Consider the following 22306-nt stretch of genomic DNA (forward strand, 5'->3'; position numbering starts at 1 on the left):
TGTTAAATGTTATTTTTGAAATCTAATGTTTCTCAATAAGGTCCAAAAACTGCTGCTCATCAAGAATCGTAATCGTTCCGATGTCTTGGGCTTTCTTCAGTTTGCTTCCTGCCTTTTCTCCAACAACAAGATAGTTGAGGTTTTTAGAAACTGCAGAGATATTTTTTCCATTGTGCTTTTCTACCATTTCTTCCGCGGATTCTCGGGTAAATAGAGAGAGCTTTCCGGTGAATAAGAAGGTTTTTCCTTCCAATGCATTCGATAAAACTTCATTGGTGTTTTCTCCTTTTTCTAATTGAACTCCGTAAGATCTTAATCTTTCAAGCATTAAAATGTTTTCAGAATTTTGAAAGAAATCAACAATGCTCACAGCGATCTTCATCCCGATATCTTCTACCTGACACAATTCTTCAGCAGTTGCATTTTTTAAATCATCGATCGTGTTGAAGTTTTTTACCAATTTTTTGGCAACAGTTTCTCCGACATGCTTAATCCCTATTCCATATAAAACTTTTTCAAAAGCAATTTCTTTTGACTTTTCAATTCCGGTGATGATATTTTGTGCCGATTTTTCAGCCATTCTTTCCAATGGAAGAAGTTGCTCTTTTGTTAAAGCATAAAAATCAGCAGGATTTTCAACCAGTTTTTCTTTGTAAAGCTGTTCGATCGTTTCACTTCCCAAATTATCAATATTCAACGCCTTTCTCGAAACATAATGAATCATTCTTCCCACAACCTGCGGCGGACAATGTAAATCATTTGGGCAAAAATGAATCGCCTGATCTTCCACTTTTACAAGCTCAGTTCCACATTCCGGACAATTTTTGATGTATTCAATTTCTTTACTTTCAGAAGTTCTTTTTTCTGTATTAACGCCGACGATTTTCGGAATAATTTCACCTCCTTTTTCAACGTATACAAAATCTTTTTCGTGAAGATCCAGTTTTTTGATGATGTCTTCATTATGCAGAGAAGCTCTTTTTACTATCGTTCCTGCTAATAAAACAGGTTTCAGATTGGCAACGGGAGTGATGGCTCCGGTTCGTCCCACTTGGTAAGAAACACTTTGCAATTCGGTCTCTACTTTTTCAGCTTTAAATTTATAAGCCATTGCCCAACGTGGAGATTTTGCAGTATAACCGAGTTGTTTTTGTTGTTTTATTGAGTTGACTTTCAGTACAATTCCATCGATTTCAAAGGGAAGATTATGTCTTTCAGTGTCCCAGAAATTAATGAATTCTTTAATCTCATCCAGATTTTTACAAAGTTTAACCTGTTCTGAAATCGTAAAGCCCCAATCTTGAGCTTTATGAAGTAACTCCCAATGACTTTCCGCTGGAACTTCCTGAGAAACAAATTGATAAAGCACCGATGAAAGTCTGCGTTTTCTTACCTCACCGCTATCCTGCATTTTCAGACTTCCACTTGCGGTATTTCTTGGATTCATAAATGGATCTAAACCTTCTTCTTCACGCAGTTTATTTATTTTGTCGAAATTTTTTCGGGTTAAATAGATTTCGCCACGCATAAAAAATCTTTCAGGGAAATCTCCGTTTAGTTTCAACGGAATATCTGAAATTGTACGCACATTCGCTGTAATTTCATCTCCCTGAAAACCGTCACCACGAGTTACCGCTTGTGTCAGTTTTCCATTTTCGTAAAGAATAGAAATGGAGGCACCGTCATATTTGAGCTCGGCAACAAATTCTACAGGTTCGTCGATGGTTTTTATGATTCGTTTTTCCCAGTCTGCCAAATCATCAAAGTCGTAAGAATTATCTAAAGAATACATTCTAAACTGATGCTGAATCGTTTGGAAGTTTTTTGTAACACCACCTCCAACACGAATGGTAGGTGAGTTGTCATCATGAAATTCCGGATATTGCGCTTCCAGATCCTGAAGCTCTTTTAGTAATAAATCAAACTCAAAATCAGAAATGCTGGGCTCATCCATCAGATAATAGTTTTCATTATGCTGGTTGAGTTCTTTACGGAGTTGTTCTATTTTATGCTGAATGTTTTCGGACATGGGTTTTCTATCTTTTCAACAAAAATAATGTAAATAATAATTTAAAAAAATACCACTATTAATTATTCTGAGAAAATTAAAACTTTGTAATGTATTCTAACGAATTGATAGTCTATTAAATAATGTAATCGTTTACATTTATTTAACATAATATTTCAATTTAATTAAAAAAATGTTAAAATACCCTTAAACAGGTGGCTCACAAACTCACTATACCTTTGTCCCCAATTAATCTATTATATGAAAAAAGCAAAGATTTTATTGGGACTTCTGTTTTTGGGTGTAGGAACTATTGCCTATGCACAAACTACACAAGCTTCTATTGTAGGGAAAATTACCGGCAAAAATATTCAGGAAAAGGTGAAAGTTACCATTGTGAATGAGTCTACCGGTTTTCGTACAGTAACAGAAACTAATTCTAAAGGGGAATATATTTTTAAAGAAATACCTTTAGGAGGACCTTATACGGTAATCGTAAATGAGGAAAAGAAGGAAGGCTACAATGTGAATTTTGGTGATCAGGTGACTGTGAATCTTGATTTGGATGAAGGCGAAAAAATGATTGAAGAAGTAATAGTCAATGGGAATCTTAAAAATAAAATAGGGAATTTAGGAGCAGCAACAGCAATTTCAGCAAAGAATATAGGAATTTTACCGGTAAACGGAAGAAATTTCACTAGTCTTACAGATTTATCTCCTTTAAGCGGTAAAAACGGAAACTTATCTGGTCAGCTGGGTTCTTCCACTAACTTTACTATTGACGGAATGACGGCGAAAAACCCAACTTCTGCAGGATCTACAACAAGCCGAAGCGGTGCGCCATTTTCAATTTCGATTGAAGCGGTAAGAGAATTTAAAATTACAACCAATCAGTATGATGTGACTTTAGGCAGAAGTGGGGGTGGAACGGTAAGCGCGGTTACAAAATCGGGTACGAATAAGTTTTCAGGAAGTGCCTGGGAATATTTGAGAACCAACTGGCTTTCGAGTCCGTATGATATTCGTGGAAATAAGAGAGATGTTGATTTTTCTACTTCTCAGTTTGGGTTTTCATTGGGTGGGCCAATTATTAAAAATAAATTACATTTTTTCGCAGCTTGGGATCATCAGTTAGATTCGAGACCATTACAGATTGCAGATATCAAATCGCGTGAAGATGAGTTGAGGTTAAATACTACAACAGCGACACTTAATAAATTCCTTGATATTGCAAGAGCAAAATACGGCGTTGGAAATTCTCCACAATTCGGAAGTTTTGATAAAGTAAGAAATTCTGATGCCGGATTTTTACGTTTAGATTGGCAGATCAATGAGAAGAACTTATTGACATTAAGAAATAATTTCACTTACGATTTAAACAAAAACGGATTAGGAGACAATACAGCAATCAATGCATTTGAGTCTTACGGAACCGATAAAAACATGGATAACAGTTTGTTGTTAACTTTAAGGTCAAACTTAAAGCCTAATATAACGAACGAATTGAAAGTTCAGCATTTATACACTTTCCAGGACAGTTATCAAAATGACCAATTGGGACATGCTGTTCCGAGAGCGATTGTAGAAAATGTAATTACGAACATCGATGGAAACAAGGCAACAAACATACAGATTGGAGGTCACCGTTTTGCACAGGAAAGCTTCAAGAACAATGTCATCCAGATTGTAGATAACTTGTATTACAATACCGATAAGATTAAATATACTTTTGGGGTAGATTTCATGTACACAAAAGCGAGATCTGTGTACGGAAGTGAGGTTAACGGAAGATTTCATTTCAGAGAAAACCCTACTGTGAACGGAGGTGATAATCTATTTAATTTTAATAATCTTATCTCTAACAGATTCTACAGAGAAGTTCCTTTGGTAGAAGATCCTTCTGTGAAGTCGAGTATCTGGAATGCCGGTGTTTACGGTCAGATTCAGACGAAAGTTGCAAAAGGATTAGATTTTATGGCTGGTTTAAGGCTTGATTACGGTGGTTATCCAAAAGCTCAGTTTAATCAGAAATTATTTGATGAAATGGGAATCCGAACAGATAATCAAATCAAATCGTTTGTCATTCAGCCAAGATTCCAGTTTGAATGGAATGTGAATGAAGGAAATAAAGATTTCTTGAAATTCGGAGCAGGAATTTTCTCGTCTGATATTAATAATTATATGGTCATCAATAATTTGGTTTTTGATGGGAAACATTTGGCAACGGTTGACGTTAATCCTTCACAAATTGGTCTTACTCCGGATTTCAACAGTTATAGAAATGATTACAATACTGTTCCTACGTTATCTCAATATCAGCTTCCGACCATTAATTATACAGGAGAAGATGCAAAAATCCCGATTGTTTACAAAGCAAATATCTCGTATACGCATTTCTTCAACGAAAGATTCAGAGCAGGAGTTGCAGGTTATATGGCTTTAGGACGAAATAATTACTTCTATTATGACAGAAATATGAGAAAAGATCCTTTTTTCACATTAGATGCCGAAGGTGGAAGAGGTGTTTTTGTTCCGGCTAGTACGATCAATGCAAGTAATGGTGTAATGAATTGGAAAGAAGGAACGATCAACAAAAATTTTGGAAGAGTTTTAGAGCTTGTAAGTGACGGAAAAGTGAACCAATTCTCTTTTGTAGTTGATACAAGTTACCGTTACTGGAAAGACGGAGAAATTACCGCAAGTTATACATGGTCTGATATTAAAGATAATACTTCATACAACGGAAACGTAGCGAATTCTGCAACATTATCTACATTGGTAGAAAGTGATCCTAGAAATCTGAGAATGACATATTCTGATAACCAGTTCAGAAACAAAGTTGTTTTATACGGAAACTCGCCAACAATTGCAGGATTTACATTAGGAATTAGATATTCAGGAATTGGCGGAACGCGTTTCTCGGTAACTTCCGGAGGAAATATTAATGGAGATTTTGTGGATACCAACGATTTAGCCTACATTTTCCCTCAACTGACACAATCTCTGATTGATGATCCTGAAGTTGGAAAAGCTTTAAAAAATTATATCACAGATTACAACAACAAAATTGCAGAAAGAAACGGAGGAAAGAACGGATTCTATGGAGTTTGGGATGTACGTGTTGCGAAAAAAATTAAGTTTGACAAAATTGGAGCTTTTGAACTTTCTGTAGATATTTTCAACCTGGCCAATTTACTTAACAGAGAATGGGGAGTAAACAAATCTTACGGAAATATGTCTTTATACAGAATAAACAAGTTTGATCCGGCTACAAAACAATTTGAATATGCTAAAAATACCAGCGGTTTAGCACCTTTATCCGGGAATCCTTATCAGATTCAGATCGGAGCAAAATATTCATTCTAAAAAAATAAGTACTAATTTTATCTAGAAAATCTGAAAAAGACTTTTAGATTTTAATGATCAATCGATATTATGAAAAAGTTTATCTTAGGGTTTGCAGTTTTAACAACAGCTCTTATGAATGCACAAACCCAAATTATTGCGCACAGAGGTTATTTTCAGACGCAACCTCCAACAACAGAAAATTCTATTACAGCATTACAAAATGCCCAAAAACTAAAGATCTACGGATCTGAGTTTGATGTAAGAATGTCTAAAGACGGTGTCTTAGTCATCAATCACGATGAGCATCATGGCAAAATGGAAATTTCTGAAACCGATTTTAAAGAATTGGCAAAACTGAAACTTTCAAATGGTGAAAAATATCCGACTTTAAAAGATTATCTGAAGTCTGGTAAAAAAGACAAGGCTTTAAAACTTATTGTAGAAATAAAACCGGCAAAGACAGAAGCTTTGGAAAACGAAATGGTTGAAAAAACCAATAAGATGATCAAAGAGATGAAGCTTGAGTCTCAATGTGAATATATTTCATTCAGCTTAAATATCTGTAAGCAAATTAAAAAAATAGCACCCGATTTTAAAGTTCATTATTTAAGAGGTGAACTTTCTCCACAGCAAATTAAGGAAGAAGGTTTAGACGGATTAGATTACCATTATTCAGTATTTCAGAAAAACCCGACATGGATTTCTGAAGCCAATGCTTTAGGATTAATCACCAATTCCTGGACGGTAAATGAAATTGAAATTTACAATGAACTGAAAAAACAAGGAGTAAAATTTGTTACTACCAATATTCCGGATCAGTTGAAAGACAAATAAATTTATTGCATCATTTATAATTATCAATCTGTCTCATTTGAGGCAGATTTTTTGTTTAAATAAGCTCATTATTGTTCGGTAGGAGCGACACCTTACTTTGTAAATAAAAAATGAATATAATTGTGGTTTTTATTTTCTTCGGAAAAAACAATTAAGTTATGCTAAAATAACTCACTTTTTATATTAAACATAATTCATTCTTTTAATATACTGCTAACTAAAAGCTTGCGCATTGTTGTTAATTATGAATTAATATGTCGTTTAGAATTTGTTCAAAATATGTTAAAGCCCTATTAAAGCTATGTTCGTCATAGCTTTCTAATTTTGCACAAACAAAAAATGTAGACGTAAAGAAACTTAATTCTTTATAGAAAGCGAAACAGCTAAAATAAAATATTGAATCGACGGCAGAAAATGGAACGAAACGGAATACAATGGAAACATCGATCTCAAATTTGCAAACTTTATTTTTAAATGGAATTCTAAAGAAAAATATTTCCAGGAAAAATACTTTCAGATCCTGAACGGTCAAAATATAGGGATGGCGGCTTGGAAAATAAATTAGATCTCGAAAAATACAATATTAAGGTGGAAGCCTATATATTGATCTATTACATCATTTTTTACTTTTTATATATTACTTTCAAAAACCAGCTTATTCGTAAGTTGGTTTTGTTTTGATATAGAATTTCCTGATGATTAATTTTTATTAAATCAAAATCATAAACACTTGTTTAAAAAAATGGTTTCGTAAATTTGCATCATAAAAATTTAAACAATGAATCTAAAGGGAAAAAATGCCATTATTACAGGTGGTGGAAGAGGTCTCGGAAAAGCGATCGCTTTAATTCTTGCGAGTGAAGGAGTAAATGTAGGGATAACAGGAAGAAACGAAGAAAATCTTAAAATGACTGTTGACGAGATCCAGAAATTGGGTGTAAATGCAGCGTACGCAGTTTTTAGTATCGATAATGAAATTCATGTAAAAGCAGGAATAGAATCGATCGTAGAACAATTGGGTGGAGTAGATATTCTGATCAACAATGCTGGGATCGGAGATTTTGGTTCTATTGAAGAAATGCCTTCAGAAACTTGGGAGCAGGTGATCAAAACCAATCTTTTCGGAGTTTATTATGCGGCGAAAGCAGTGTATCCATATCTAAAAGAAAAAGGTGAAGGTGATATTGTGAATGTAGCTTCTACAGCAGGTTTGAAAGGCGGACCCAATATGTCGGCTTATGCAGCTTCAAAAGCAGCTGTCGTTTCTTTATCTCAATCAATGATGGCAGAATGGAGAAAGCAAAATATTCGTGTAATTACTTTAACGCCGAGTACTATTGCTTCAGACATGTCTATCCAAGGAGGCTTAACAGACGGAAACCCTGATAAAGTTCTTCAACCTGAAGATTTCGCAGAATGGGTAAGAGATATTTTGAAAATGAACAGACGTGCTTTGATTGCAAACGGTTCTATTTTCTCTACAAATCCGTAAAGAGCTTTAAACTTTTAGTATAGTTATAAAAATAGGTTACCCAAATTGTGGATAACCTATTTTTTTTATTTTATTATAATGATTTAATATCTTGTTTGAAAACATCTAATGAGTCGTGGCCTTTTGTGGGCTTAAAAGCATGCATTGTTCTATTAGCTTGTAATTTGCGACTACTATTACCCGAAGGGTTAAATGCCTGGTATAATTCGTGACATTCTTGTAAAATCTGTTTCGTATTATATTCAGGATGTTCAGCTTTTACAGTATGTTGATAAATTGCTGTAAAATCGTTTAATGATACTTTCTTCATGTCAACAATTGACCTGTATAAAACAAAAGCCGATACCTTGTCACACTTACTTTTTAAAGCTTGAGATTTTACAACTTTTGCCCACCCTGCAAAATCAAGACGTACCATCGATACACCCTCTAAAACTGCAAAATATCTTATTACCTCAGATTCAGAACCGCTTGAAGCTCCGAAAAGAGTGTTCACAAATCCTGAAACTAGTTTTTGCGAGGCTCCTTTATTATCTCCATCTACAAAACCATCAATAGCACCATTTACTACTTCAGTAATATTACTTGCGTTATCTGAAGTATATGCTCTTGTATCATAAATAAACGATTGAATCGTTGTAATAGGAAATGTTCTATCAGTACCTTGCCCTGCTCCCAGCAAACTCGTTTGTATCTTTTCAGCATAGTATTCAGATTTTGATTTTCCCAAACCGAAAAGAGTATCCAAATGTGCTGCACATTCATTTTTTAGTTCCTCAGATTTGTCTTGCCCAATTAAGGCTTCTGTAATTTTGGCCATAATAATAGTTTTTGATTAAAAGTTTTTATTGATATGACAAAGTAAAAGATATATGGCTTGCTTTTTTTATGTATAAATACTCAATTTAAACACTCCGTTTAATTACTTACTTGTAAAATTTAAGTTTTTGATAAGCTAGAATTGAAGCACAGTAAAACTTATTCTCAGAATTCAAAAAAGTAGTTTTATTTTTGCAACAAATTATTCACATGCAAAATTATTTAGAATTCGATTTCAAGATTTCTCCACTTCAGCCTTGGAACGAAATATTAATGGCAGAACTTATCGAGATAGGTTTCGACAGTTTCACAGAAGAAATTCATGGTATTTTAGGATATATTCAGAAAGAGTCTTTCAAAGAAGAAGAATTGAAAGCATTGCCACTTTTTCAAAATGAAGAAGTGAAAATAGAATATACTTTCACCGAAATGCCCAATATTAACTGGAATGAAGAGTGGGAAAAGAATTTTGAACCGATCAATATCGATGATAAAGTATTGATTAGAGCAGAATTTCATGAATCAGTTCCGGGAATGCACGAAATTGTCATTCAGCCTAAAATGTCTTTCGGAACAGGTCATCATCCAACAACGCATTTGATGATTCAACAAATGATGGATATCGATTTTAAAGACAAGAAAGTCTTGGATATGGGATGCGGAACTTCTGTGTTAGCAATTTATGCAAAACAAATCGGAGCCGGAGATACAAAAGCCATTGATATTGACGAATGGTCAGTTGAAAATTCTAAAGAAAATGCTGCAAGAAATAGTGTAGAATTGGATATTGAATTGGGAACTGCAGACAATTTGGGAAAAGAAAATTATGATATCATTTTAGCGAATATCAACAGAAATATTTTGATTTCAGATATTCCAACATATGTTTCTGTTTTAAATGAAGGTGGTAAATTATTGCTTTCAGGTTTGTGTTTCTTCGATGTTGATGATATTTTGGAGGTTTGTAAAGAAAACAATTTAGAACTTAAAAAGAAATTGCAGCGTGAAGAATGGGTAAGCTTATTGCTTGAAAAGTAAATTGTAAAATATTAATATGAAACCATTCATCACTATTTTATTTGTATGCATCATTCAGTTTTTTTCTGCGCAGGAAGAAGATTATGAGTATGCAAACGGAGTTTTTCATTTTGAAGAAAATAAAACGCAGAAAATTTTTACTGATTTTACGAGAATCAGACAGTCACCGAATGTGAATGCCCAAATTCTCGATTCTTTACAAACTAATCAGCAGATTTTGATTCTTAAACAAGATGAAACTATTTTAAAATTAGGCGAAAGAAGAGCCAATTGGTACAAAATATCTTACCAGAAAGGTGATAAAACATCCGAAGGCTACGTTTGGGGAGGAAATCTCTGTGTGGGCTACAGAGCTAAAAATGGATATGATTTTCTTTTTGGTTTAACGAAAACCATCAGTAAAAAAGACAAAGAATATCCTGAAATTACTATCATGCAAAATATTGCAGCCATCAAAATGGTTGAGGGAAATACACTGATTGATGAGGTTTCTTTCGATACTGGTTCAAGTGAAAGCTTGAGTTATGGAACTTTCAATATTGAAAGCAATCATAAGCTGAAAAATGTAGAATTTACCTTAAAAGCAATGGTTTCTGGTGAAGCCTGTGGGATTGCTAGTTATGACCAATATGTTTTGGTGAAAGATAAAAAAATGATCGTACTTCCACAGTTAATGAACGTGGGAGATGCAGATGTTTATTATCACAGCGAACAATTTGTTTTCCCTAATGATAAAGGCGGAATTCCTAATGCTTTTATTTTTAAAATGGAAGAGATGGAAAAAGATGAGAAAGAACGCGAAAAAAAGAAAAATTCGTCAAAAACGTATCTTTGGGATGGCAATTCTTATCGATTGAAATAATCTTAATTATAAATTTGAAAACCACTGTATTTTTGCAGTGGTTTTTATTTTATTTGAAATTGAATATATATATAAAAGGTCCCAAGTCTGCTTTTCTTTTCTGAAAAGCCACTGAGACCAATATTTCTAAAAATGTTCAAGACCATTAGCTCCTAAAGCCATATAAAGATTGATTCTTTCGATGCGTTGTTGCAGATCAAGGTCGATGATGTTCATTTCTTTTTTAATAAGATCTCTTTGTTTTTGTAGTAAAACAAAACTATTGTTATTGCCCACTTTTATTTGTTTTTTAGTTAAATCAACATTTCTTTCGAGTGAAGAAATAGCCTGTTTCTGAAAAACATTTTGCCTTTCGATAGAGCTGAGATTGGCTAATGCAGATTCTACTTCATTAAATGCTACAAGAACCGATTTTGCATATTCTTCTACCGCTTGTCTTTGCTCGGAAGTTTTTACCTCAACATTTTTTTTAAGTTTTCCTCCATTGAAAATGGGGGTTGTCAATCCGCCACCCACTTTTATTAAAGGATTAGAGAAAAGATTACTGATAGCTCCTACATTGGTTTCTGCTGCACCAAAACCTGCGCTGATGTTAAGTGATGGCAATCTTGCAGCTCTAGCTTCCTGAACTTCATAAAAACTAGATTCTATCTGAAACTGTTGCGCCATAATATCAGATCTTTTTTCTAAAAGACTTAAAGGGAAATTGGCTGGAATTTCCTGTTTTAAAGCGGAAAACTCTGCATTAACTTTCATTAAACCTTCCGGATATTTACCACAAAGCATTTCTAAACTTCTGCGTGATTGCGAATTGGCATTTTTTACTTTTTCAAGATAAGAATTCAGTAGAATAATTTCACTTTCGATGTTGGATAAATCAATTTCATTGGCAGTTCCGACTTTATTTTGAACCAAATAAATTTTTTCCAAATCTTTGGTCATGCCAATATACTGACTGATTTTCTGTTCCTGATATTGTCCGGCAATATTTAGATAATAGGCTTTGGAAATCATCGCAGCAACTGATTGTTTCAGCATTTTTTGTTGAAATATAGCTGAATAATATTGGCTTACGCTCGCCATTTGTGCCGATTTATTTTTTCCCCAAAGGTCTAGTTCCCAATTGGCTTTTAGCTGTAGATTTCCAATGTGGCTTCCGCTTACAAGATTGTTACTGGTGTTTGCCAACGCATTTACACTTGGGTAAAGGTTACTTCCTGCAATGTCCATCGACAACTCTATTTGATTCAGCTTTTCTTTAAAGATGATAATATCTGCGTTATGAGAAAGGCCTTGCTTTACCAAAACTTCAAGCTCGGTTGTAATAAGCTCATTCATCCATTGATAAGAAAAATCGGGGCTGTCTGTTTCTTTATCTTGTATCCATTTATCGGGAATTTCAATATTTGCTTTTATTTCACTCGTGTTTTTTAAAGCTTCTATTTTTTCAGGGGTTGCATTTTTGTAGCCAATACAAGAGGTCAAACTAAACAACAGAACGCTTGCAATACTTATTTTCTTTATCATTTTAGTGAAGTTTTAGAATTAAGTAATTGACTTTACTATTCACTCTCACCATCACTTTTCGGATAAGATGTAAAGGTTTAATATTATCTGAATAAATGACTGCTGTACCTCGAGAACCTACAGTTAATGCCTGTTCTTTATTGTCCAAAACAAATTTTGCAATCAATTTTCCGTCTGTTTCTGGCAATTGTCTTGCCGTGTCAGGAATTCCGGCAGTGGTTGCATTACCACCAAGCATACCTCCTGCATTATTCATGATACCTTGGCTGGTTGCATCTACTACATATTCCAGTTTTGCTTTTACCACCTTTCCTGGTGAGGTTTTTAGGGCAATTTCTACTTCGTTACCATTTTTCACTGCTTCCAGTTCATTTTGAGAAAAGAATGCGATAATAGACTGTTGTTTTTGGATCAAAACAAAAGCTGATTTAAAAGGGGCCATCATAGCGCCCTCATTCAGTTGTACATTGGGAATTAATCCGTCTGTCGGGGCTAAAATTACCGTTTGAGAAAGATTCCATTTTGCTTTTTCCAGTTTTGCTTTCAGTTCAGAAACTGAAGCATTTTCTCCGTTGTGAGTAGAGTAGTATTTGGTTTCTAAAGATGATTTTTGAGCCTGAGCTGCACTGATTCTTGATTGCAAATCCTGTGAGGTTGACATCGCCTGTTCCAAATCGAATCTGTTGGCTGCACCTGCTTCTACCAATTCTTGATATTGCTTTATTCTTTTATTGCTCAAATTCAATTGAGACTGTAAACTCGAAATATTTTTACGGGAAGCATCGATATCAGAATTGTAAGACGAAACAGTAGATTTCATATTGCTTAGCTGAGCTTCCAAAGATTCTATTTCCTGTTGATAAGGTAAGGGGTCGATGGTAAACAATGTATCTCCTTTCTTAACTTCCTGATTGGTTTTCACATATACTTTTTTTACTTTTCCTAAAGTTTGAGTGGTAATATCTACGCTTCGGTTACCTACTTTTACATCCGATGTAATAGGACAAAAGTAGTTCAGACTCAATATAAGTGCGATAGATCCGAAAATAGGCAAGGAGTATACAACAACCTGTGTGTTGAAATTCCAAGGAATTAATTTTAATTTTTTAATGAGAAGCCAGCAAATTCCGGCATATATTCCGATAAGTAATTCTAACATAATTTTTTATTCTTAATGATTTTGTGTTTCTTCTAAAAGCGATTGTTTTTCTTCAAGTAAGATTTCTTCTTTTCCGCTTGAGGGCTCTGATTCTTCTGAATCTGAAATAGGTGTTTTTTCTTTTTTATAATCGTAGTTTGCCCATATTAAAGCAACTGGCCAAAGAAGACCGCCAAATATCAATGAAAGCAAACACATGCTTTTAATCGCATTTAATTGGGGATGGTTTTTCTTTTCCGCCACTTTTTCAGGATAGATATGAACTTTCCAAAAAAGAAAGATTCCGGCAAATGGTAAAATGAGCAGTATAAGCCAAGATGCTGTATCTGCGATAGTATCTTCTAAAGTTCCTGTGGAAGCATACGAAAGGCCACAACACAGGAATACACACAGTATTGTAAGTAATTTTTGCATAGTAAAATAATTTGGGATAAAAATCCCGGCATATCAGTTAAGATAATACCGAGAATCATAAAGCATGATAAAAAACTAATTTTTAGTTCCGTATTCTTCACGAAGTACACTGCGCAAGAAATTGGCATTTTCATGGTAAATGGTAATTTGCTGCGAACTTAAAACCTGGTCAAAAGCTTTGTCGGCTTTCTTCAGTGCTTTGTGCAGTTTGCGCTGAGCATTATTTTTACCTTTATTATTTTCGGAAGAGAAATAAGCATCTAAATCTTTCCTTACATTTTCTACTACTTTTTGATTAATGTTGAAAACCGGTGTCAACTGATCGTTGGTTAAATCGAGCATATTTGTCATAACAATTGTTCTGAAAGTTGCGGCTCTTGTGATTTTATTTTCCTGAAAAAGCTGAAACTGTGCCGGTGAAAGAATGTTTTGTAGAGCAACGTTTCTTTCTTTTAAGATTTTTGCAAAACTTTCGATATTTTCTTTCTGTGAAGAATTTTGAGCAAAGCTTTTTTGGTCTAAATTTTCTACAGCTGAAGCGGCTTGTAAATTGATTTGATAAATCTGTTCTGCCTGTAACGGTGTCATATTAAGAAATGACATTTCCTGGGTAATGTAAGTGCCGATTTTTTCTACCTGTTGAGATTGAGCATTTACAGTGTTACTTGCTAACAGCATGAATAAGCTTAATACACCTATTCTTAGAATTTTTTTGTTCATTGTTTTTTGTTTTAAATCATACTTTTTTGTACAATCTGCTGTATTACAGTTTTTTGTACAGTGCAAAATTAGAACGAAGAAACTTTGAAAAACTATTCTTAAGTTATTTTTTCGGCGGTGATTTTTTTTGTATACGAGCGGTTAGTCTGGATAAAGAATTGGGTGTGATGCCTAAGAAATTGGCGATGTACTTACGGTTTGCATTTCTTGTAATATAAGGGCGGTTTTTAAGAAACGTTTCGTACCGTGTACTGGGAGAGTTACTGCACGAATCTTCTGTACGGATGCGCAGCGTATCTATAATAATTTTTAAAGATTTGATATAAAACTGAAAAATACCTTTGTGCTGAAATGCCAATTCTTCGAAAGTGTCTTTTGGAAACAGCAATAATTGAGTATCTACAAGTGCTTCAATCGTATATTTTGTCTCTCTTTGTCCTTCGTAATATTCAGGAATGCCAACAATGACAGCATGTTCTTTTTCTGAGGTAAAAAACATATTACTTTCTATACCCTCATCTGAATCAAAATACCAACGCAACAAACCGGTAGTAAGTACAAAAACATGCTCAAACATATCTCCTGACTCTACAAGCTTTGTTTTTTTTGGAAGAAATAAAGGTTTAGCGATTTGTGACAACGCAATACGTTCTTCATCATTAAGCTGATGAAGGTGTTCCAGATGTTTTAATAATTCTGATGGCGTTGTCATTTTTTAAGGACCTAAAATTAGATTATTAAAAATAAAGAAAAAAACTTGATAAAGAAAAAAATGTTAATGATTAACAACGAAATCTTTACTTCTGAAAAGTGTAAACAAGCTTTTCAGATTTTGAAAACATAAAACTATAAAACAAAAAAACTCACAATAAAAATTGTGAGTTTTAAGTGAGCGCGTCAGGATTCGAACCTGAGACCGTCTGCTTAGAAGGCAGATGCTCTATCCAGCTGAGCTACGCACCCATTAAATAGTTTTGAGAAAACTATTAAAACAGTCGGGGCGGCAGGATTCGAACCTGCGACCTCCTGGTCCCAAACCAGGCGCGATGACCGGACTACGCTACGCCCCGATTAAGGGTCATCTTTTAACAAGTATTACCTTGTTTTTTTCTGAGTGCAAAGATAGGAGATTTTTTTATATTTCAAAATAAAATCTGCAATAATTTTTAATGAATATTTAAGTTTTACTCGTTAACACCTCTAACGATATTGGTAACCATTTACTTACCGTACATTATGAAATTGAAAAAATAATTTTATAATTTCACTTTAGCAATAGGAGTGTTGATCATTGCAAGTTAAAAATTAGAAAAATGGAATTGTATTTTTAAAACAGAATTAGGTTTGTAGTCTCATCAACGTTTGAAGTTCAGGAGAAAAATATTGTCGTTTCAGATTAATATTATGGCAAATTTATATTAAATAACCACGCTACTTTTGTAATATCAATTTTATAAAACATCATGAAAAATAAAACAAGAGAGGGTTTTTCTTATATCCTGTTGATAATAAATGTGTTGGTTTTGGTTTTAGTGTCCAGTAATCTGCGTTCTCCCATTACTTCTGTAGGTCCGGTTCTCAATCAAATTAGCAATTCACTTCATTTAAATAATTTACAAAGCAGTATGCTCACATCAATTCCCCTCATGATGTTTGCGGGTTGTTCGGTTTTGGTGAGTAGGTTTTCGCACCGTTTCAGTATTAACCGATTTTTATTATACGCATTGATTATTTTGAGTTTCGGGCTTTTTATGCGAGTTTTTGGCTCGGTCTGGACTTTATTTACAGGATCAGTATTTATTGGCTTGGGAATTTGTATCGGAAATGTAATTACGCCAGGTTACATTAAGAGCAATTTTCCGAAACAGATAGGTTTAATGACCGGTATTTTTGCTGTTTCCATGAATCTTACTGCCGCTTTGGCTTCAGGATACAGTGTAAGTCTTGGTGAATGGACGGGTTATGGATGGCGCGGTTCTTTAGGAATTTGGCTTGTAATTGCATTATTGGCATTATTTGTTGTGGTTTTAGAATTATTACTAAATAAATCCAGAGTACAACAGACAGGTGCTTCACTTGCTAAGTCTGATTTCAATATGTTTAAATCTCCTCAGGCTTGGAATATCAGTGTTTTTATGGGACTTCAGTCTTTGGTATATTATTCATTAATCTCGTGGTTACCGGCTGTTCTTGGTGATTACGGAATGCGGGGAAATGAACCGGGTTGGATTTTATTTATCATACAGATTTCAATGATTCCAATCACTTTTATAGGGCCTATTATTGCAAATAAAATGAAAAATCAAAAAGTGATGATTGTTTTTATCTCTGTGTTAATGCTTGCAAGTATTCTGATGTTTGCCTGGCTGAAATCAGAATGGATTTATGCAACTGCTGTGTTGTTAGGTTTATCAAATGGTCTGTCGTTTAGTTTGTCGATTTTATTTTTCTCTTTGCGGACAAAATCCAGTGCCAATGCGATTAAAATTTCAGGAATGGCGCAATCTGTTGGGTATTTGATAGCTGCTTTCGGACCGGCTGTCTTCGGTAAATTACATGATTACGATACTTCTTGGAAATGGTCATTTTACTTTTTAGGAATTTCGGTCATCGTGATGTTTTATTTTGGAATAAAAGCAGCAAGGAGAAAATTTGTAGAAGATTAAATAAAATTTTTTAGTGTTGAAATCAATATGAAAACATTTAGAATAAAGTATATTGAAAACTTATAAAAACAAAAAAACTCACAATATTACTGTGAGTTTTTTGTTTGTGAAAGAATTATTATCAAATTGTTTAATTTTTTATTTTTTGTAAATCTAAATCCTGAAAGTCAAAACTGAAGTCTATCTCCGGCGAAATCCCTTTCATCTTTATACTTTGTGCTTTACCTTCTTCATCTAAACTAAATATGGCAAATGCATCGCCATTCATATCTTGGTATTCCCATTTAATGGCAAAAGTATTTGCTTTGTAAAAACTCATAGGTCCATTTAGTTTTGGCGAACGATATGACTTAAACCATAGTTGATTTCCTTTTAAGAAAATCTCAACTTTTCCAAACCATTTATCTTCATACAAACCGATTAAATCTTCATTTTTTAAGGTTGTGTTTTTGGCTTTACTTACCGTTTCCCAAACTTTTTTGGTTACTTCATCTCCGGATTTTTTTTGGGCCTCAAGATGAGCTACATATTTATCTACCCAGCCAAAATCATTCAATCCTAAATAGCTGTCAATAATAGTTTGACTTACCGATGAGAAAAGACCGATTCCACCAATTTCTGTATTCGTTAAAATAACAATACCCAAATTTAAGTCAGGAATCATGGTAACAATAGAAAGCATTCCGGGTAAGCCACCGGTATGCGATACACTTAAATTCCCTTTGATATCAGATAAATCCCAGCCTAATCCGTATCCATTGAAGTGTTGGTTATATCTTGGGTTAGGATTTGTTCTTTGAACAGTATGTATGGTCCACATTTCACTTTGTCTTTCTTCAGTGAAAAGCTGTTGGTCTAGATTGGTTCCATATTTACCTTTGTTTAACTGAGTAAGCATCCATTTAGACATATCATTAACGTTTGATACAATTCCTCCTGCAGCGCCATTTACCATTGCTCCGTATAACGATATTTTTTTTATGGTACCTGATTCTGACGAATGCGGAGATGCCATTGTATTCATATCTTTTATTTGGTTGACGGAACTGAAAGAATTTTTCATTTGTAAGGGTTCCAGAATGCGTTTTTGTATGAAAGCTTCCCAGGTCATTCCGCTTATTCTTGCGGTGACTTCACCCGCTACTAAATATAGTTGATTGTCATAATCAAATTGTGTTCGGAAGCCTGAAACTGGCTTAAAGTGCTGAAATGACGTTACCACATCTTTAATGGTAAAGTTTGTGCCATCTGGAAACATCATTAAATCGCCAGCTCCCAAACCAAGACCGCTTCGATGAGTTAGTAGATCTTCAATAGTGAAATTTTCTGTCACATAGTCATTGTACATTTTAAATTCGGGAATGTATTTTTTGACTTTGTCAGTCCATGAAAGCTTTCCTTCATCTACTAAAATCGATAAAGCAGCAGTTGTAAAAGCCTTGCTATTAGAGGCTATCTCAAAATTTGTATGTTCATCTACAGGTAATTTGCTGTCAACTGATTTTATACCGTAACCTTTTTCATGAATTATTTTTCCATCTTTTACGATAGCTACAGCAGCTCCTGCAACATTGAATTTACCCATTGCGTTAGCAACAAGTGCATCTATTTCTTTAGAATTTATTTGCCCAAATATAGTATTACTTGCAAGTAAAGTAATAGTTGTAATGAGGAATAGATGCGGTTTTATTCTTGTCATAATTAATTATTTGTTGTCATTGTTTTAGTTTTGTCTAAGCCTTCGGTAGTTTTAAAGCTATCGATAATTAAGCGGGCTAAATTTAGATATTAAAAACGGAATTTTGAGCCACAAAAAATAACTTAAAGCATATTTCAGATTACTTTATATGTATTTCTTGGTTTTGTCTGTCTAAAAGGTTTGGAGGACTATTTATTTGAAGTGAGAAAAAAGAGATTTACTTGAAATTGATGAAATAACCAGATAAATATTTAAGGTAGTATATCTTTTAATGTAATAAAGTAAGATTGGTTTATGTATGAAAATCAAAAATTAGTGAAATAAAAAGAAAAGGAGGGAATTTCGAAACGTATAAAAACAAAAAAACTCACAATAAAAATTGTGAGTTTTAAGTGAGCGCGTCAGGATTCGAACCTGAGACCGTCCCGATTAAATCGGGATGCTATATTCAGCTGAATCTTTAATTAATTCAATAATTTTGATTTTACTTTTCCATGATTTGATTTGTAATTCTCTTTTGTATGCAGAGCTTTTATCAGGGAATTCTTCAAAATAGACAATAATCCAGTCTTTGGTTTTTGAAGTATATCCTTTATGGTTTGAAAGATGCTTTTTTAGTCTTTCCTGCAAGTCTTCACAGGAACTTCCAATATAATATTTGTCAAGAGATTTCGAATAAAGGATGTAGCAAAAACACATGAAACTAATGTAAACAAAAAAACTCACAATAAAAATTGTGAGTTTTGTGTGAGCGCGTCAGGATTCGAACCTGAGACCGTCTGCTTAGAAGGCAGATGCTCTATCCAGCTGAGCTACGCACCCATTGAATAGTTTTGAGAAAACTATTAAAACAGTCGGGGCGGCAGGATTCGAACCTGCGACCTCCTGGTCCCAAACCAGGCGCGATGACCGGACTACGCTACGCCCCGAGGAATAATAAATGCGGAGAGTAAGGGATTCGAACCCTTGGTACCGTTACCAGTACGCATGTTTAGCAAACATGTCCTTTCGGCCACTCAGGCAACTCTCCTTTATTATTGTATTTTAATGATCTTCTGTTCCGTTATTGCGAGTGCAAATATAGAACAGATTTCCTTATTTACCAAATAAAATTCAGAAAAAAATTGTGTATTTTTACGCTAATAAATGATTAAAAATTTAAACTAATGCGTAAGACATTATATATCATCGGATTAAGCGTATTTGTTTTTTCGTGTACATCACAAAAAAATATTAAAAAAAATACCTACCGCCCTAAAACTACAGTCACACAACCAAAAACTGTAACTAATTCTACTTCTCAGGAAAAAGCTAAACCACAAATTACAAAAGAAAGTGGAGTAGAATTTTTTACTACAAATATTGCAGATATAACTAAAAATGATAATACCGCAAGTTATGGTTCTATTGTTTCGGCAAAACCCGCAGGATACAAAGTTGTAAAAACTCATTTCCCTGCTATTGCACAAAATTTCAGACAAAAATATCTTATTCTTCATTATACCGTTTTACCGGATGATAAATCAATAACCGTTCTTACTCAGCAAGGAGTTAGTGCACATTATCTTGTAAATAATTTAGGTGACAATGAAATCTATCAATTAGTAGATGAAAACAAGCGTTCTTATCATGCAGGAGTAAGTGCATGGCGTGCAGATAAAAATCTAAACGACACTTCAATTGGAATTGAGATTGTAAATATGGGATATACTGCAGATGCAACTGGTGCAAAGACTTTCCAGCCTTTTAGCGACGATCAGATCAAAAAAGTGGCGGCTTTAGCTAAAGATATTGTAAGCAGATATAATATTCCTGCAACCAATGTTTTGGCACATTCAGATATTGCTCCGGCAAGAAAACAGGACCCGGGTCCACAGTTTCCATGGAAAAAACTTTACGACGAGTATCAAATCGGAATGTGGTATGACGAAGCTGCAAAACAAAATCTTTTGACTTTAGCACAAACCGATGTTTCAACGAGATATAATGACTCTCCGTTCATCTTTTTGGTTCAGACTGCATTGCAGAAATTTGGTTACGAAACTTTTCCTAACGGAAAGTGGGATGATGCAACGAAAAAAACAATTGAAGCATTGCAATATCATTTCAGACCTCAAAAATACGATGGGATTATGGATGCCGAAACATGGGCAATTCTTCAAGCTTTAAATCAAAAATATCCTACAAAATAAATTTTTAAAGCGCATCTTTACGGTGCGTTTTTTATTAATCAAATAATTAAACTATTAAATAATATTTAATGGAAAATTTCAGAAAAGAAAGTGATTTACTCGGTGAATTAAATGTTCCGGTAAATGCTTATTACGGAGTTCAAACTCAGAGAGCGATAGACAATTTCAAAATTTCGGGACAGCTTTTGTCATCTTATCCGGAATTTATTAAAGGTTTGGCTTATGTGAAAAAAGCGGCTGCTAAAACCAATTATGAATTAGGTCTTTTAGATCAGGATCTATATTTTAAAATTGCAGAAACTTGCGATGAATTAATTGGCGGCCTGTTTCATAGCGAATTTCCGGTAGACATGATCCAAGGTGGGGCAGGAACTTCTATTAACATGAATGCCAATGAAGTAATTGCTAACCGTGTTTTAGAAAAATTAGGTAAAAATAAAGGTGAATATGAGTTTTGTTCGCCAAACGATCATATCAATCTTTCACAATCTACCAATGATGCATATCCTACAGCGATTAAAATGGGATTGTTGCAGATGAATGAAACGTTAGTGAAAAAATTGATAGGAATTGTTGAAGCTTTCCGCGCAAAAGGTGAAGAGTTTCATGATGTTATTAAAATGGGAAGAACGCAGCTTCAGGATGCTGTTCCGATGACGATGGGACAAGAGTTTGAAGCATTTGCAGCTACTTTAGAAGAAGATATTTCAAAACTGAATAATAATGCCAATCTGTTTGTTGAAGTCAATATGGGCGCAACGGCTATTGGTACAGGAATTAATGCTCCAATCGGTTATGCAACGCTTTGTGCTAAAAACTTAGCAGAATTAACAGGGTATCCGGTTATTTCAGCTCCCAATTTGGTTGAAGCAACTCCGGATACAGGTTCATATGTGATTTATTCTTCAGCAATGAAGCGCCTTGCCGTGAAACTTTCTAAGATCTGTAATGATTTAAGACTGCTTTCTTCAGGACCTAGAGCCGGATTATCTGAAATCAATCTTCCTCCGATGCAGCCTGGTTCATCTATTATGCCTGGAAAAGTAAACCCTGTAATTCCGGAAGTGGTTAATCAGGTTTGTTTTAAAGTAATTGGAAATGATCTTACCGTGACTTTCGCTGCTGAAGCGGGACAATTACAATTAAATGTAATGGAACCTGTGCTTTCGCACGCGATTATGGAAAATATTCACTTCTTGTGCAATGCTTTAGAAACACTTCGTGAAAAATGTGTCATCGGAATTACTGCCAATAAAGATGTTTGCCTGAATATGGTAAAACACAGCATCGGAATTGTTACGGCTTTAAATCCTTATATCGGATATAAACAATCTACAAAAATTGCAAAAGAAGCTTTAGAAACCGGTAAAAGTGTTTATAATTTGGTTTTAGAGCAGAATCTACTTTCGCAAGAAAGATTAGATGAAATTCTAGACCCTAAAAACATGCTGACTCCGCACAATAAATAATAGTAACGACAATTGATAAATGATAATTGATGCAAGCTAACTGTTGAATTTTATCATTT

The 22306-nt window shown here is 34.2% G+C and carries 17 protein-coding genes and 5 tRNA genes; 8 read left to right on the top strand and 14 right to left on the bottom strand.

Translation table 11 applies throughout. The annotated features are described in order from the left end of the window. Positions 1-22 precede the first annotated feature (22 nt). Entirely contained in the window at positions 23-2029 is a 2007-nt protein-coding gene (gene ligA, locus B5X64_RS08295; protein WP_079464785.1) for an NAD-dependent DNA ligase LigA, read from the bottom strand. A 240-nt stretch (positions 2030-2269) separates the two neighbouring features. Here ligA and B5X64_RS08300 point away from each other — a divergent pair, with 240 nt between their 5' ends. From B5X64_RS08300 to B5X64_RS08310, 3 genes are all read left to right on the top strand, one after another. Next, entirely contained in the window at positions 2270-5374 is a 3105-nt protein-coding gene (locus tag B5X64_RS08300) for a TonB-dependent receptor (protein WP_079464786.1), read from the top strand. 69 nt (positions 5375-5443) lie between these two features. Beyond that, a complete protein-coding gene (locus B5X64_RS08305; RefSeq protein WP_079464787.1) occupies positions 5444-6190 on the top strand; it encodes a glycerophosphodiester phosphodiesterase family protein in 747 nt (248 codons plus the stop codon). A 778-nt stretch (positions 6191-6968) separates the two neighbouring features. Then, on the top strand, positions 6969-7682 hold the full coding sequence (locus B5X64_RS08310) for a 3-ketoacyl-ACP reductase (protein ID WP_079464788.1): 714 nt from the start codon (positions 6969-6971) through the stop codon (positions 7680-7682). 73 nt (positions 7683-7755) lie between these two features. Here B5X64_RS08310 and B5X64_RS08315 read toward each other — a convergent pair whose 3' ends face one another. Continuing rightward, on the bottom strand, positions 7756-8502 hold the full coding sequence (locus B5X64_RS08315; protein ID WP_066682338.1) for a hypothetical protein: 747 nt from the start codon (positions 8500-8502) through the stop codon (positions 7756-7758). Between the two features lie 209 nt (positions 8503-8711). Between B5X64_RS08315 and prmA the strand changes: the two genes are divergently transcribed. Together prmA and B5X64_RS08325 are read left to right on the top strand one after the other, a co-directional pair. Next, positions 8712-9539, top strand: coding sequence for a 50S ribosomal protein L11 methyltransferase (gene prmA / locus B5X64_RS08320; protein ID WP_066682339.1), 828 nt, complete (start codon positions 8712-8714; stop codon positions 9537-9539). Between the two features lie 16 nt (positions 9540-9555). Further along, positions 9556-10401 carry an SH3 domain-containing protein gene (locus tag B5X64_RS08325; RefSeq protein WP_079464789.1) on the top strand — a complete coding sequence of 282 codons (846 nt, stop codon included), beginning with the start codon at positions 9556-9558 and terminating at the stop codon, positions 10399-10401. 126 nt (positions 10402-10527) lie between these two features. Here B5X64_RS08325 and B5X64_RS08330 read toward each other — a convergent pair whose 3' ends face one another. From B5X64_RS08330 to B5X64_RS08360, 7 genes are all read right to left on the bottom strand, one after another. Further along, the gene (locus tag B5X64_RS08330; RefSeq protein WP_079464790.1) at positions 10528-11928 is read right to left on the bottom strand and encodes a TolC family protein; all 1401 of its coding nucleotides are present in this window, start codon (positions 11926-11928) and stop codon (positions 10528-10530) included. Position 11929: 1 nt separating this feature from the next. Then, positions 11930-13087: an HlyD family secretion protein gene (locus B5X64_RS08335; RefSeq protein WP_079464791.1), complete on the bottom strand. Its 1158-nt coding sequence runs from the start codon at positions 13085-13087 to the stop codon at positions 11930-11932. A gap of 12 nt (positions 13088-13099) precedes the next feature. Beyond that, positions 13100-13501: a DUF3302 domain-containing protein gene (locus tag B5X64_RS08340; RefSeq protein WP_079464792.1), complete on the bottom strand. Its 402-nt coding sequence runs from the start codon at positions 13499-13501 to the stop codon at positions 13100-13102. 75 nt (positions 13502-13576) lie between these two features. After that, the gene (locus B5X64_RS08345; protein ID WP_123920932.1) at positions 13577-14221 is read right to left on the bottom strand and encodes a hypothetical protein; all 645 of its coding nucleotides are present in this window, start codon (positions 14219-14221) and stop codon (positions 13577-13579) included. Positions 14222-14324: 103 nt separating this feature from the next. Then, positions 14325-14933: a Crp/Fnr family transcriptional regulator gene (locus B5X64_RS08350; RefSeq protein WP_079464794.1), complete on the bottom strand. Its 609-nt coding sequence runs from the start codon at positions 14931-14933 to the stop codon at positions 14325-14327. Positions 14934-15110: 177 nt separating this feature from the next. Next, positions 15111-15184: transfer RNA gene (locus B5X64_RS08355), tRNA-Arg, on the bottom strand. A 32-nt stretch (positions 15185-15216) separates the two neighbouring features. Next, positions 15217-15291 (bottom strand) — tRNA-Pro (locus B5X64_RS08360). Between the two features lie 393 nt (positions 15292-15684). Between B5X64_RS08360 and B5X64_RS08365 the strand changes: the two genes are divergently transcribed. After that, positions 15685-16887 (top strand): CynX/NimT family MFS transporter, encoded by a 1203-nt coding sequence (locus B5X64_RS08365; RefSeq protein ID WP_079464795.1) that lies wholly within the window; start codon positions 15685-15687, stop codon positions 16885-16887. A 130-nt stretch (positions 16888-17017) separates the two neighbouring features. Here B5X64_RS08365 and B5X64_RS08370 read toward each other — a convergent pair whose 3' ends face one another. From B5X64_RS08370 to B5X64_RS08390, 5 genes are all read right to left on the bottom strand, one after another. Further along, entirely contained in the window at positions 17018-18586 is a 1569-nt protein-coding gene (locus B5X64_RS08370) for a serine hydrolase (RefSeq protein WP_079464796.1), read from the bottom strand. 429 nt (positions 18587-19015) lie between these two features. Beyond that, positions 19016-19312 (bottom strand): GIY-YIG nuclease family protein, encoded by a 297-nt coding sequence (locus tag B5X64_RS08375; RefSeq protein ID WP_228418815.1) that lies wholly within the window; start codon positions 19310-19312, stop codon positions 19016-19018. A gap of 22 nt (positions 19313-19334) precedes the next feature. After that, positions 19335-19408 (bottom strand) — tRNA-Arg (locus B5X64_RS08380). Positions 19409-19440: 32 nt separating this feature from the next. After that, positions 19441-19515, bottom strand: a tRNA-Pro gene (locus B5X64_RS08385). A 14-nt stretch (positions 19516-19529) separates the two neighbouring features. Further along, positions 19530-19616 (bottom strand) — tRNA-Ser (locus B5X64_RS08390). A 136-nt stretch (positions 19617-19752) separates the two neighbouring features. On the opposite strand from B5X64_RS08390, the gene B5X64_RS08395 reads away from it, so the two are divergent. Then, positions 19753-20778, top strand: coding sequence for an N-acetylmuramoyl-L-alanine amidase (locus B5X64_RS08395; protein ID WP_079464798.1), 1026 nt, complete (start codon positions 19753-19755; stop codon positions 20776-20778). Between the two features lie 68 nt (positions 20779-20846). Continuing rightward, positions 20847-22247 carry an aspartate ammonia-lyase gene (aspA, locus tag B5X64_RS08400; RefSeq protein WP_079464799.1) on the top strand — a complete coding sequence of 467 codons (1401 nt, stop codon included), beginning with the start codon at positions 20847-20849 and terminating at the stop codon, positions 22245-22247. The last annotated feature ends 59 nt before the right edge of the window (positions 22248-22306 follow it).

It is taken from the genome of Chryseobacterium balustinum (genome assembly GCF_900168205.1).
Classification (GTDB): domain Bacteria; phylum Bacteroidota; class Bacteroidia; order Flavobacteriales; family Weeksellaceae; genus Chryseobacterium; species Chryseobacterium balustinum.